The organism is Megasphaera massiliensis, from assembly GCF_036305205.1.
GTDB lineage: Bacteria > Bacillota > Negativicutes > Veillonellales > Megasphaeraceae > Megasphaera > Megasphaera massiliensis.
In genome coordinates, this window is record NZ_JAXIXE010000048.1 from 14,368 (window position 1) to 27,706 (window position 13,339).

The 13,339-nt window shown below is 52.0% G+C and carries 16 protein-coding genes and 1 tRNA gene; 9 read left to right on the forward strand and 8 right to left on the reverse strand.

Annotation, left to right across the window (positions count from 1 at the left end):
* Positions 1–25: 25 nt before the first annotated feature.
* The 3 genes from UCI88_RS10575 to UCI88_RS10585 all read left to right on the forward strand — a co-directional run bounded on the left by UCI88_RS10575 (position 26) and on the right by UCI88_RS10585 (position 2,309).
* Entirely contained in the window at positions 26–850 is an 825-nt protein-coding gene (locus tag UCI88_RS10575) for a MetQ/NlpA family ABC transporter substrate-binding protein (RefSeq protein ID WP_044502889.1), read from the forward strand.
* Between the two features lie 133 nt (positions 851–983).
* On the forward strand, positions 984–1,652 hold the full coding sequence (locus UCI88_RS10580; protein WP_256180348.1) for a 3'-5' exonuclease: 669 nt from the start codon (positions 984–986) through the stop codon (positions 1,650–1,652).
* A gap of 54 nt (positions 1,653–1,706) precedes the next feature.
* Positions 1,707–2,309: a hypothetical protein gene (locus tag UCI88_RS10585; RefSeq protein WP_256180349.1), complete on the forward strand. Its 603-nt coding sequence runs from the start codon at positions 1,707–1,709 to the stop codon at positions 2,307–2,309.
* 20 nt (positions 2,310–2,329) lie between these two features.
* Here the strand turns inward: UCI88_RS10585 and UCI88_RS10590 are convergent, their stop codons facing one another.
* A complete protein-coding gene (locus tag UCI88_RS10590) occupies positions 2,330–2,848 on the reverse strand; it encodes a Gx transporter family protein (protein WP_065359728.1) in 519 nt (172 codons plus the stop codon).
* A gap of 9 nt (positions 2,849–2,857) precedes the next feature.
* Positions 2,858–3,256, reverse strand: a complete 399-nt coding sequence (locus UCI88_RS10595) for a NusG domain II-containing protein (RefSeq protein WP_044502893.1) — start codon at positions 3,254–3,256, stop codon at positions 2,858–2,860.
* A 34-nt stretch (positions 3,257–3,290) separates the two neighbouring features.
* On the opposite strand from UCI88_RS10595, the gene UCI88_RS10600 reads away from it, so the two are divergent.
* Positions 3,291–3,941, forward strand: a complete 651-nt coding sequence (locus UCI88_RS10600) for a tetratricopeptide repeat protein (protein ID WP_044502894.1) — start codon at positions 3,291–3,293, stop codon at positions 3,939–3,941.
* On the opposite strand, the gene gmhA is transcribed toward UCI88_RS10600, so the two are convergent.
* From gmhA to UCI88_RS10620, 4 genes are all read right to left on the reverse strand, one after another.
* Entirely contained in the window at positions 3,942–4,499 is a 558-nt protein-coding gene (gmhA, locus tag UCI88_RS10605; protein WP_044502895.1) for a D-sedoheptulose 7-phosphate isomerase, read from the reverse strand. It abuts the gene before it with no gap.
* An 8-nt stretch (positions 4,500–4,507) separates the two neighbouring features.
* Positions 4,508–5,074, reverse strand: a complete 567-nt coding sequence (locus UCI88_RS10610) for a beta-class carbonic anhydrase (RefSeq protein ID WP_044502896.1) — start codon at positions 5,072–5,074, stop codon at positions 4,508–4,510.
* Between the two features lie 12 nt (positions 5,075–5,086).
* Positions 5,087–6,445 carry an NAD(P)-dependent oxidoreductase gene (locus UCI88_RS10615; protein WP_044502897.1) on the reverse strand — a complete coding sequence of 453 codons (1,359 nt, stop codon included), beginning with the start codon at positions 6,443–6,445 and terminating at the stop codon, positions 5,087–5,089.
* Between the two features lie 69 nt (positions 6,446–6,514).
* Positions 6,515–6,591: transfer RNA gene (locus UCI88_RS10620), tRNA-Arg, on the reverse strand.
* A gap of 196 nt (positions 6,592–6,787) precedes the next feature.
* Here UCI88_RS10620 and murQ point away from each other — a divergent pair.
* Genes murQ through UCI88_RS10645 form a run of 5 tightly spaced genes read left to right on the forward strand, consistent with a single transcriptional unit; the run spans position 6,788 to position 12,279 of the window.
* Positions 6,788–7,702 (forward strand): N-acetylmuramic acid 6-phosphate etherase, encoded by a 915-nt coding sequence (gene murQ, locus UCI88_RS10625; RefSeq protein ID WP_256180351.1) that lies wholly within the window; start codon positions 6,788–6,790, stop codon positions 7,700–7,702.
* Complete coding sequence (locus UCI88_RS10630; RefSeq protein WP_256180352.1) at positions 7,689–9,068, forward strand: PTS transporter subunit EIIC; 1,380 nt, start codon at positions 7,689–7,691, stop codon at positions 9,066–9,068. The genes murQ and UCI88_RS10630 overlap by 14 nt, the downstream gene beginning before the upstream one ends.
* Positions 9,069–10,151 carry a DUF871 domain-containing protein gene (locus UCI88_RS10635; RefSeq protein ID WP_044502900.1) on the forward strand — a complete coding sequence of 361 codons (1,083 nt, stop codon included), beginning with the start codon at positions 9,069–9,071 and terminating at the stop codon, positions 10,149–10,151.
* A 47-nt stretch (positions 10,152–10,198) separates the two neighbouring features.
* Entirely contained in the window at positions 10,199–11,128 is a 930-nt protein-coding gene (locus UCI88_RS10640) for an NYN domain-containing protein (protein WP_256180353.1), read from the forward strand.
* A 29-nt stretch (positions 11,129–11,157) separates the two neighbouring features.
* Positions 11,158–12,279 (forward strand): 3'-5' exonuclease family protein, encoded by a 1,122-nt coding sequence (locus UCI88_RS10645; protein WP_330024210.1) that lies wholly within the window; start codon positions 11,158–11,160, stop codon positions 12,277–12,279.
* A 66-nt stretch (positions 12,280–12,345) separates the two neighbouring features.
* Here the strand turns inward: UCI88_RS10645 and UCI88_RS10650 are convergent, their stop codons facing one another.
* Positions 12,346–12,672, reverse strand: coding sequence for an ArsR/SmtB family transcription factor (locus tag UCI88_RS10650; RefSeq protein ID WP_044502903.1), 327 nt, complete (start codon positions 12,670–12,672; stop codon positions 12,346–12,348).
* Between the two features lie 210 nt (positions 12,673–12,882).
* The coding region (locus UCI88_RS10655; RefSeq protein ID WP_330024212.1) for an RNA-guided endonuclease TnpB family protein at positions 12,883–13,339 on the reverse strand (457 nt) is incomplete at its 5' end.

Here is a 13,339-nt window from a genome sequence, read left to right on the forward strand (position 1 = left end):
TACTTTCAGAAAGGATATGATTTACATGAAAATAACGGTAAAAAAAGTCTTTGCAGCCCTCCTCATCGCCACGGCCTGCCTGGCTGTCGCCGGCTGCGGTTCCTCCAGCGATTCCGCTGCCTCCGGTGACAAGAAAGAAATCAAAGTCGGCGTCACCGCCGGTCCCCATGCAGAAGTCATGGAAGAAGTCGCCAAAGAAGCTGCCAAACAAGGCCTCGACATCAAAGTCGTCGAATTCAACGACTACGTCCAGCCCAACAAGGCCCTGGCTGACGGAGACCTCGATATGAACTCCATGCAGCACCAGCCGTACCTCGATAACGTCGTCAAGAAACAGGGCTTAAAGCTCGTTTCCATCGGCAAGACGATTATCCTGCCCATGGCCGTTTATTCCCATAAATATAAAGATCTCAAAGACGTCGCCGACGGCGCCAAGGTAACGATTCCGAACGACCCGACCAACGGTGCCCGGGCCTTGCTCCTGCTCCAACAGGCCGGCCTGATTACCTTGAAGAACGGCAACTCCGTAGACGCTTCGGTAACGGACATTACGGCCAATCCGAAAAATCTCCAGTTCGTCGAACTCGATGCCGCTCAGATTCCCCGTTCTCTCGATGACACGGACCTGGCCTGCGTCAACACCAACTACGCCATTCCGGCCGGTCTGAACCCGCAGAAGGATTCCCTCCTCGTTGAATCGAAGGACTCGCCGTATGCCAACGTACTCGTCGTTCGCCAAGGCGATGAAAACAACGAAACCTACAAAAAGGTCCTCGCTATTTATCAGTCTGCCCCGATTAAACAGTTCATCGACGAACACTTCCAAGGAACGATTCTCCCGGCATTCTAAGCCATCGCTTCTAAAAGACAGCCTTCAAAAAAGATAGACACTACAAGGCCTCGTGCATAATATCTTCTGCACGAGGCCTTTTTATTATGGTATAATAAAAATTATCATCATGAATCAGAAAGGAGCCTGACCTATGAAAGCAGTATTCGTCGACTTCGAGATGAACCCCATCGGGCGAGACCAAAAAGAAGCACGCCGAACGTGTAAGGGCGAAATCATCGAAATCGGTGCCGTCAAGATAGACGAAGAAGGCAATGAAATCTCAGCCTACAAAGAATACGTCATGCCGGAATACACGACGGCCATGAATCAGACTTGCCAAGAATTGACGGGCATTACGATGGAAATGTTAAAGGGAAAGCCCCATTTCACTGAAGCCTTCGGTCACTTTCTCACCTGGTGCAATGAAGGCTGTCCCAACGATTACGAGATGTATGCCTGGAGCGAAAACGACTGGCGTCAGCTCGACAGCGAACTCCGTCTCAAAATTACCAATGCCAAAGAAGATGAACGCGTCCGCTGGATGCTCGAACACTGGCAGAATTTCCAACAGATTTACTGCAATCTTCTGGGGCTCGACAACGTCATATCCCTTGATAAAGCGGTCAGCACCCTTGGCGAAACCTTCGACGGCCAAATGCACGACGCCTTGTGGGATGCCCGCAACACTTCAAAACTATATGTATTATCCAAGAAGAGCGATGAATTCCGCCACATCATGCAGCCTATCATCGACGCTACTAAAGTCACCGGGCCCCTTACTTTCTCACTGGCCGATGCCTTCCGTGAAGCCCGTAAATAAGCGGTTTGAAGAAAAACGGATATCATCTTCTGTCTACGTTCTGCGAGGTATTTTATGATTCACACGCGAATTCGATTTCTGATTCTGATCGTACTGCTGCCCATTTTGGCCTTTACCTTGACGGCCTGCTATACCATCACCTTAAAAGAAAAACGTGTCGACGGCCTCGGTTCGGCTATTTCCATAAAATTACCGGGCAACCTGCAAAGCTTCGACCTGCCCATTCCCGTAAGTCCCGCCGCCAAGCCTTATTATGAAGGCAGTCGCCTCTACGGTGAAAACGATGCCGGTCTTTACATCGCCGTTTACACCAACCGTGTCGACGTCCGAAAAATGGCCGATGACCTCCACCTAAAACAAGAAGACGCCGTCCGACAGAACCTTGCCCAGACGGTCGATACGACAACACAGGCGGTCTTAGCCAAAATCGGAGCCGAAAACGTTTCAACCACGCAAGAAGAACGGACGCTGGACGGAAAACCCGCCGTAGTCCGCAACGCAACCTTTACCTACGAAAAAAGATCCATGCGGGCGCGCCTCCTTGGATTTTCAGACGGGCCTGTGACCTGGATTGTCGTCGTGGCCTGTGATGAAAATAAGGATGATAAGATAAAATTAGCTGACGAAATCATAGACTCCGTCAGCTTACAGCCCTAAGGCCATCATATCCGATGTAATTATTCCTGCATCCTTTTATAGATTGGTAGTTTCTTCAAATGCCTCAGGGTAAATACCGAGGTAATGCCGATGAGAAGCCCCGTTCCCGCTCCGGCTACGGCCAGAACCGGCAGGTACAGCATGATTTTAAGGTTGGCCACGACCAGCGAGGCAACGAGGACCTGCCCGAGATTATGGAAGATGCCGCCGGCCATGCTGACGCCGAGAATCGAAAACTTCCCGGCTCCCTTGAGAAGGAGCATGACGCCTAAACTGAGGACCGCACCGGCCACGCTGTAAAAGAATGCGTTAATCCCACCGCCAAAAGCGGCCGCCAAGAGAACGCGAACGAAGAGAATAAGGCAGACATCCCGTTTTCGCGGCAGGGAGTACATGGCGATGACCGTAATCAAATTGGCCAGCCCCAGCTTAGCCCCCGGCGCAATAAAAGGAACGGGAAGCATGCCTTCGACGATATATAGGACTAAGGATTGAGCGATAAACAGGCTCAACATGATGATGCGAAACGTTTTTTTCATAAGCCACCTCTAATGAGCCGGAATGACATCCGGTTCGCCGCCCCCGGCAGACTTGACTTCGATCAGCAGCTTATGAGGCAGGCAAACGACGGTTGCCCCGGGACGGCTGATAAAGCCCTCGCCGATACAGATTTTATCCGGGCAGTCCGCTTCGACGATGCCAATGGTATCATCTTTGACGACGACCAGATTATAGCCGTGGTCCGTCTTGATAGGAATCGTCTCCGTTCCCTGATGACCTGACAAGGGGACTTCTTTATATATTTTGCCGTCGACTTGGATGACAGCATACGTATCGTGAACAGCCGCATCATTCCCGGTCATGTAAAAGATACCCTCCGGAATAAGGGATAAAACGAGGAGGACGGCAACGAGGAGAATATCCCATTTATTAATGATTTGTTTCATATGTTTTCCAGACTGACGAATAGGAGAAATAACGATGAATAAAAAATACGCAGCAATCCTGCTCCTAGCCGCAGCCGCCGTGTGGACCAGCGGGTGCAGCCCCCAGCCGATATCATCGCAGCAGGCAAAGCCCATACAGGCCACGAAAGCCCCTTCTGCCCCGGCCATCAAGACCGATTCTAAAGCCGCCAGCGACGAAGGGATTAAAAACTATCAGGCTGGAGACTATGACAAAGCCCTTCTCGACTTCGACAAAGCCCTTTCCCTCGACGCCGACAACTATCAGGCTCTCAGCAACAAAGGCGTTACTCTGGCCATGCGCGGCAATGAAACGGGAAATAAAAAGGACGTTGAGCAGGGCATTGCCCTTATCGAAGAGGCCCTGCAGTTAGCCCCAAAAGATATGGCCTCTTTGTATAACATGGCCCTGGCCTGTAAAATCGACGGCCAGTACGATAAGGCCATTACGTACTTTAAAAATGTCATCTCAGCCGACCCGGGAAACACGTGGAGTTATTACGGCATTGCGACAATTTACGGCGACCTGGGAAAAGCAGACCAAGCCCTGCCTTATTTAAAACAAGCCATTGACCTCGGCGGTGAATCCGTAAAGGAGGCTGCCCGGACCCAGAGTCATTTCGATAAGATCAGAGACAACAAGCAGTTCCAAAGCGTCGTCCGTTAATTACATATCTTCTTCAGCGATTTCACAAAGAATATGGCCGATCATTATATGCATTTCTTGAGCCCGTGCCGTTACCTTAGCCGGAATGGCCAGGCAGATGTCGCAGGCATCTTTCATCTTACCGCCGCCATAGGCCGTCATGCCGATAACCGTAAGGCCTTTCGCATGGGCTTCTTCAATGGCTTCGAGGACGTTGCCGCTGTTGCCGGACGTCGAAATACCGATCAGGATATCTCCTTTTTCACCAAGGGCATGGACCTGACGACGGAATACCGTATCAAAGCCGTAGTCATTTCCGACGGCCGTCAAGATCGACGTGTCGACGGTCAGGGCGATAGCCGGGAAGGCCGGCCGTTCTTTCTGAAAACGACCGACGATTTCAGCAGCCAAGTGCTGCGAGTCGGCGGCGCTGCCGCCATTGCCGCAAAAGAGGATTTTGTGGCCTGAAGCCAGGGCTTCTTTAATGAGAGCCCCGGCTTTTTCAATATCGGGAATTAATGCTTTCGTCGCTTCTAAGACAGCGGCGTGTTCTTCCATTCTTTGGGTTACTAAACTCATAAAACCTCCTATTTCCGGTCTTCTCCATCGTCGACAACACGGATTTCGCCCGTATGAGGATGGATGACCATTCCATAAATCGTAAGGGATTTCGGTAAGTAGGGATTCGCCCGCAGTCGGCGCACCGTATCACAGACCGACGTATCGACGTCCGTAACCGGGTCAGCCCACTGCTTAAGCTGCGGTCGGATAGCGTCAATGGCCGTTTCATCGATGCCTTCTTCCACCATGTGGCGGCACAGGCTGTCGGCCGTCGTATGGAGCATGCCGCAGTCATCATGACCCATGACGATAATTTCATGGACATGGAGTTCGTAAACGGCAACCATCAGACTGCCGATGACACTGTCGAAGTCTTCAAAGGCCGTATTGCCGGCGACTTTGATGATTTTGGCATCACCGCGGACGAGGCCCATAGCCGGTTCCAAAAAATTTAAAAGGCGTGTGTCCATACAAGTCAACACAGCCAGGTGGCGGCGCGGATATTTGCTGACGTCGTCGAAACCTCCTTGTGACAAGGACTGTTTAACAAACTTTTCATTCGTATTAAGAATCTGACGAATCAACTCACTCATCCTATTTGCCCCCTAAGCTTTTACAGCTTCCATTACTTTTTTAGCCTTTAAATACTGGTCGATGCCCTCTGCCGCTTTGCGTCCTTCGCGCATAGCTAAAACGACGGTCTGCGGTTTGTGGACGATATCACCGGCAGCAAAGACGCCTTCCTTGCTGGTCATGCCGTACGGCGTATCCTTGACGGCGATATAGCCGTCGTCATTGGAAGAAATGCCGAAGGACTTGATGACCGGAAGTTCCGGCTTATTACCGATAGCTGCGATGATCTTATTGGCCGGTACGACACCGAATTCTCCCGTCGGCACCATGGTAGCGTCTTCGAGGATCTGCTGCCGTTCATAACGAAGACCTTCCACACGGCCTTCTCCAAGGACAGCCTTCGGTGCCGAATAAAATTGGAAGCGGACACCGTCGGCTTTCGCTTCTTCATATTCAGACGGCAGGCATTTCATATTTCGTTCCGCCCGGCGGTAAACGATGGTAACGTCGGCGCCGAGACGAAGGGACGTGCGGGCCGCATCGATGGCCACATTGCCGGCACCGATGACGATGACCTTATCGCCTGCCCGGACGGGCAGTTTTTCCGGGTCAAATTCGCCGTCCTGAGCCAGTTGTACTTGACGCAGGAACGGTTCTGCTTCGACGATACCTTCCACATCTTCATTGTCAACGCCGAGGTTCCAGCCATCCATCGTGCCGACAGCGATAAAGACGGCATCAAAGGACGATTTCAATTCGTCAAGGCTCTTATCGGTGCCGATTTTAACACCGTATTCGATGGTAACGCCCATGTCGCTCAGGGCCCGGGCTTCTCGCTGCAAGAGCTCTTTATGAAGGCGAAAAGTCGGGATACCGTAGGTCATGGTACCGCCCGGATGAGAAGCGGCTTCATAGATGGTGACATCGTAGTCGCGCTTAGCCAGTTCACGAGCCGCTGCCATACCGGCAGGACCGCAGCCGATGACGGCAACGTTTCCGGCTGTTTTCTTGCTGACCGGCTGATCCATAAATTTCCCTTCCAGGGCCATGTCTGCTGCAAAGCGTTCGAGCTTTCCGATTTCAACGGGCTGACCTTTTTTGCCGAGGATGCAGTGGCCTTCACACTGCTTTTCTCTCGGACAGATACGGCCGCAAATGGCCGGCAAATCACTGCGGTTATAAATATGCGCAGCAGCTGCGCCAAAATCCCCCAAGGTCAACGCATGGATGAATTGCGGAATTTCATTTTCAATCGGACAGCCCTTGCGGCACTGAGGAACTTTGCAGTTGAGGCAGCGTTTGGCTTCAGCAATCGCCTCCGGCAGCGTAAAATCGGCATCGTGCATGACTTCTTCATGGAAAGAAGCAACTCGGTCCTTCATATCAGACATGAGGAAACCCACCTTTCCGGTAATAGTATTATGGATTAATAGTAAGTATATAATTTACAAATAAAAAAATGGTGCGCCCAAGATGACTCGAACATCCGACACGCAGTTTAGGAAACTGCTGCTCTATCCAGCTGAGCTATGGGCGCACATGACACACAGGCCTGCTGCATGCAGATTAATAATACCATGAAACAGCAAAAAAATAAAGGCATGCCTTCCGAAAAAAAGCCCTATTGCAACTACTGTCAACACTCTCTATAATTAGATATATAGAGACCTTTCCTGAAAGAGCCGCCAAGACCGCTCTTCATCACCGAGGAAAGAAGGTAAGAAAGGAATACTATGATTGAATTAGAATCACTGGCAACGGAACAGCGAAATCCTCACAGTCAACAGATCGACCGGCTTTCGACGGAGGCCATGCTGCACGTCATCAATGATGAAGACCATAAAGTTGCCGAAGCCATAAAGGAAATCATCCCGGCCATTGCCCGTGCCGTCGACGTCATTTCTGACCGGCTGCGTCAGGGCGGCCGTCTTTTCTATGTCGGATCGGGCACGTCAGGCCGATTGGGAATCCTCGATGCCGTCGAATGTCCGCCAACCTACAGCACAGACCCCGAACAGATCCAAGGCCTTATCGCCGGCGGCTATGATGCCATTTTCCGAGCCAAAGAAGGGGCGGAGGATTCGTCGGACCTCGGGCAGGCCGATTTGAGAGAAAAAAAGCTTACCGCCCGCGACGTCGTCGTCGGCCTCAGCGCCTCCGGCAGAACGCCTTATGTCGTCGGCGCCCTGACCTATGCCAAAAGTATCGGCGCCGCTGCCATTGCCATTGACTGCTCGCCAAACTCCCCCATCGGGGCCTGTGCCGATATCGACCTCTGTGCCGTCGTCGGCCCGGAAGTCGTCACCGGCTCGACGCGGATGAAGGCCGGAACGGCTCAAAAAATGATTGCCAATATGTTGTCGACAGGTTCCATGATCCGCTTAGGAAAAGTATACGGCAATCTCATGGTCGACGTAAAATCATCCAACAAGAAGCTCGAAGAACGAGCCCGGCGCATCGTCATGACCGCCACCGGCTGCAGCCGAAAGGATGCCATCGACGCCTTGACAGAAAGTAACGGCCATGCCAAAACAGCTATCGTCATGGTACTCCTCGGCCTATCTGCCGCAGAAGCAGACGCCAAATTAGCGGCATCGAAGGGCTACGTCGCTGCCGTAATCAGGGAGGCTTCCCATGGATTACGATAAACTGGCCAGGGATATTTATAACCTCACCGGTCCCTCCGAAAATATCCAAAAAGCCTACAACTGCATGACCCGCCTGCGCCTGACCGTAACGGACGAGCATTTCACCAAAGAAGACCTGGCGAAACTTCCCGGCGTCATGGGCGTAAACCGTTCGGGCGACGAATGGCAGATTATCGTCGGCCCCGGAAAGGCAACGAAACTCTATCAGGCTTTTGCAAAAATCGTCGATGATGACAGTAACAGCAAGCCATCGGCAAAAAAGCCTGCAGAAGGAAGTCCGCAAAGCCCCTTTGACGGCAAAGCCCTGCACGAAGAAATCCGACAGAAAAATGCGACGCCGGCCAAACAGGCCTTAAAGAAAATCGCCCACATCTTCGTCCCCATCATTCCGGCCTTTATTGCCTGCGGTCTGATTACAGGCCTGCTCAATATCGCCGTGAAGGTCGACCCGACCCTGGCCGCCGGGCCTTTATTTCAAATGCTGGCCATTGCCGGCAACGCCGCCTTTTTCGGACTGAATATCTTCGTCGGCATCAATGCCGCCAAGGAATTCGGCGGATCTCCCATGTTAGGCGGCGTCATGGCTGCCGTCCTCAGTCATCCCGGTCTGGCACAGATCACGCTCTTCGGGGATAACCTCGTTCCCGGCCGGGGCGGCATCATCGCCGTCCTCTTGGTCGTCTTCTTTTCATCATGGCTTGAAAAGAAACTCCATCGCATCGTTCCGGATATGGTCGACCTCTTTGTCACGCCCTTAGCCGTCGTCGTCATCTCGACCTTCATGGCCCTCTTCATCTGTCAGCCCTTGGGCGGCTATTTATCCGAAGCCATCGGCTATGCCGCCACAAAGTCCATCGGAAGCGGCGGGGCCTTGACAGGCTTTATTTTAGGCGGGACCTTTTTGCCCATGGTCATGGTCGGGATTCACCAAGGGCTGACCCCGATTCACGCGGAATTATTGTCCCGCTACGGCGTGACCATCCTGCTGCCGATTTTGGCCATGGCCGGCGGCGGTCAGGTCGGAGCCTCTCTGGCCGTCTATCTGAAAACCAAAAACAAAGGGTTGAAAAAGACCATTGCCTCGGCCCTCCCGGTCGGCCTCATGGGCATCGGCGAACCCCTCATCTACGGCGTTACACTCCCCTTAGGGCGACCCTTCATCGGGGCCTGCATCGGCGGTGCTGTCGGCGGAGCCGTCCAGGCAGCCTATATGGTAGGCGCTGCCACAATTGGTATTTCCGGCCTGCCCCTGGCTGCCGGAACAGACAACATCCCCATGTATCTCTTAGGCCTCTTGGCAGCCTATGCAGCCGGCTTCATAGCTACATATCTGCTGGGTTTTGATGATCCAAAGGAGGATGAATAAATGGACACAGGCATTTCGATCTACCCCGGCCTCCGAGGCAGCATCCGAGAAAAAACGGGACTTATTGAAGAAGCGGCAGCCTTGGGCATTCACCGTCTGTTCACCTCTTTCCATATTCCTGAAACGGATGTCGCAGCCTTTCATCGAGAACTGGAGGCCGTCCTGGCATCAGCCCGCGAAAATAGCATGGACGTCGTCGCCGACATCTCTCCGGCCTCGGCAGCCCTCTTAGGAATGGACCGTGTTGAACCGGTAAAACTTGCCAAGCTCGGCATTACGACCGTTCGCTTCGACGACGGCTTCGATGCCGAAAAAATAGCCCTCTACAGTCAGGTCATCCAGGTACAACTCAATGCCTCGACCTTGACGGAAGACAGCTTGAAAGAGCTACAAAAAAAAGGAGCTCGCTTGGAAGCCGTCGACGGACTGCACAACTTCTACCCCAGGCCGCACACAGGCCTTGACCGCGATTATTTCATCGCCCAGACGAACCTGCTCCAATCCTACGGGCTTTCCGTAGGTGCCTTCATTGCCAGCAGCGAGGGACGCCGAGCTCCCTTATCAGAAGGACTGCCGACCCTCGAAGAACATCGCCGTCAGCCCGTCAGTCTGGCCGCCCGCCATCTGGCCGCCTTAGGACTGCAGTCGGTCTTCATCGGCGACGACCGGCCTTCCCTTACGGAGCTTCGCGAACTGTCCCGCGCCGGCCGGGAAGAAACAGGTGTCGTCGTCCTAAAAGCCCGTTTCTTAATCCGCGACCCCTATGTACAGGACCTCCTGTCCCATACCTTTACGTCCCGCCCCGACCCGTCACGCGACGTCGTCCGCGCCGGCAACAGCCGAAGCCTTTTAGACGGCCGCATCGTCGAACCGGACAGTGCCGGATTCCGCAGTCTTCGCCGCGGCGACATCACCATTGACAATGTCGATTTTCTGCGCTACATGGGCGAAGTGCAGATTGTAAAACGAGAACTTGAGCCGGAAGAACGGACTAATATAGCTGCGAAAATTCTGCCTGAAGAAGAATTTCTCATCGACACCATTACACCGGGTCGGAAATTTCGCTTTGAATTTATCCGCTAAGGCCACATGTATTGATGAAACGTAATGAAAACAGAGGTAAAACAACTATGAATCAAGAAATGAAACTCGCCGTTCTCATCGACGCCGAAAATATTTCCAGTAAATATATCGACGTCATCCTTTCGGAAGCCAATAACCTTGGCAACGTCGTCTACAAACGAATTTACGGCAACTGGACGACGCCGCAGATGGCTTCATGGCGCAACACGATTCTCGACAACGCCATCCAGCCCATCCAGCAGTACAGCAATACGATCCGCAAAAATTCATCGGACTCGGCCCTCATCATCGACACCATGGATTTATTGTACCAGAGCAATCTCGACGGATTTTGCATCGTATCATCGGACAGTGACTTCACCCGTTTGGCATCACGCCTTCGGGAATCGCAAAAGTACGTCTTAGGCATGGGCGAAAGCAAGACGCCCCGCTCCTTTATCTCAGCCTGCAACAAGTTTCTCTACCTCGACGTCCTTTGGGAAGAAGCCGAAGAACACGATGCTGACGATATCGAACAGGCCGAACATGAAGAAACGGCCCCGGAAGCGGATGCTGCAAAGCCGGAAAAAGCCGAAGCTGAAACTCATCCTGTGGAAACCCAGCCCAGTGAAACGGAAAGCGAACATACTCCGGCTCCGTCAGAACAGACTCCTTCTTCCGGCAAGACGCCCGGAAAAGACTTCTCAACCATCCGCCAGGCCCTCATCAAACTGACCGAAGAAAACTCCGACGACAACGGCTGGATTTTCTCCGGCACCTTGGGGAATCTCCTGAGCAAACAGTTCTCCGACTTCGACGTCCGCAACTTCGGGTACAAGAAATTCGTTCCCTTCATCGAATCGTTGAATCTCTTTGAAGTCAATACGTTTACGGACGAAAAAAACCGCACCGTAAAACACAACTACTTCAAGCTTAAACAGACACCGAAGCGGCAGCGCCGCACCTTCCGCCCGTACTATAAACAACGCGGCCACTAAGAAAGCTTCACTCACGGAGGTTGCCCGTCATGAACAGCAATACCCAAAAGGCGCTGGAATCCCTGCGGCGGCGAGAGATCAATTCATCGATTGCCATTGCCGCAGATCTGGCAAACGACAATCCAAATAGTATTTGCCGGCTGGCCTTGGCCTGGATTAGTGACGGGAACGTCCATGGCATTTCATATCTCATCAAGCCCCGCGAAGGACCCATTGAAACCCGTCATGTAACCGAAGCCAGGCTGAAAGACAGTAAACCCTTCGATGCCGTCTGGGATGAAGAGATATCGGTCCTCATCGGAGATGCCTTCCTATCGGCCTACCATTCAGAAGCATTATTCACATCCATCAAGGCCAGCTACGAAGCGTCCGGACGCAAATGGCCCATCCATGACGTCTATATCCGGGACCTGCAGTTCCTGGCTGCGACCTATATTCCTAATTTGGCCAACGACTCCTTGACCTCCATTCTCCATCGCATGGACATCGCCGTCGACATGGACAGCGCCATCAGTCGGGCCATGGCCTGTATCTGCGGACTGAGCTGGCTCGAAGAACGCTATCCCATTTCAACGTACGGCATGCCCTTGTCATCGGTCATGGCCGGAGCCCTGCGGCCCCGCACGGAAGTTCTCGAACAAGCAGACCCGGATGGAGAAGAAGCCGAAGAAGAGAAGGGAAAATACAGCAAATGGAGCCATTATACGAATATCCTCCTCTTGCCCTTCGTCATCCTCTGTCTGGTCCTCACCATTCACTACATTCATCGCCAGCGTGAGGCCAATCAGTCGAACGTCAACTTTTCCCAGTATTCCCAAGACGGCGTCCCAGACATGAGTGATGCAGAAAAAGAAGCTCAACCCAAAGAGCATCGCCTGCCATCCAGCAGCGGCCGTTACCTCATGATGCGCGGGACCTATGTCATCCCCGATAAAGAGACGATTCCCGTCTTCCTAAAAGCCAGCCGCAACCGCGACATGGAAACGATCCGCGCCCTCGTCCGCTCCGATAAAATCCTGATTTTCACCAAGCCGACGCGAATCCAGATTACCGAGGACAAAGCCTACGACGGATTCATTCCCATCAAAATACTGGAAGGCGACTATGCCAATCAACAGGACTTTGCCGCCGAAAATATGATTACAAAATAAAAGCGTCTGCTCACCAAGACCCAAAGGCCTTCGGGAGCAGACGCTCTTTTTTTTAGAAATGGCGGTCTATAAATCTTGACCGATGAAACGGGATAGTTCCTGTAACGCTTGTTCGTTGCGGCGATAGTAAGTCCAGCGCCCAACGCGTTCTGTCGACAATAAGCCGGCACGCTGCAGCATATCCAAATAGTGAGAAATCGTCGATTGCGAAATCCCAGCTTTATCCTGAATAGAACCAACGCAGATGCCACCAGGGCAGTCGGCTGTATCTGGAGACAGATGAAGCTTTTTACCAGGAAAATGTTTTTCCGGATCTTTGAGCCAGATCAGGATATTTACCCGCGTTTCATTGGACAATGCCTTACACATTTCCATGAACTGCTTCTTATCCATCTGTATACATCTACCTTTCTAGATATTTAAAAATTACCTACTATTAGGATACGATGAAATAGCATTTTTGTCAATATATACGAGTAATATTTAATTGACATACTCCCACGGCTAAAGCCGAGTGATTCTAGGATGTGAACGAGAACCGCACATCTCGCGATGGCCTTACATTCTCTCTCCTAACGGATGATGCCCCACCCGTATACAAAATTATACTGTTAGTAGTCTTAGACCTTCTGACAAAATATTTCTAGCCGCATTGCGGTCTCGGTCGTGATGGCTTCCGCAGAAAGGACAAGTCCATTCATAGACGCCAATATCCTTAATTGCTTTGTTTTGGTAGCCACAGTCATGGCAAAGCTGACTGGATGGATAAAATTTATCTACTTTAATAATTTGTGTTCCTGTCTGACGGCCAACATATTCTAGGATATTCTCGAACGCAGCAAAACCGTAGTCGTTGACTTTTTTCCCGTGACCTTGCTGCATAGCTTTCATACTGAGACTTTCAAGACAGATAACTGCGTACTTCTGACATAGCTCTTTTGCGAGTTTAAAGTGGAAATCTCTGCGCTGATTCGCTTGTTTGCGATAGAGCCGTGCTAATACTTTACGATACTCCTGACGATTCTTCGAGCAGAGTTGACGGCGCGACAGATTTCGACAG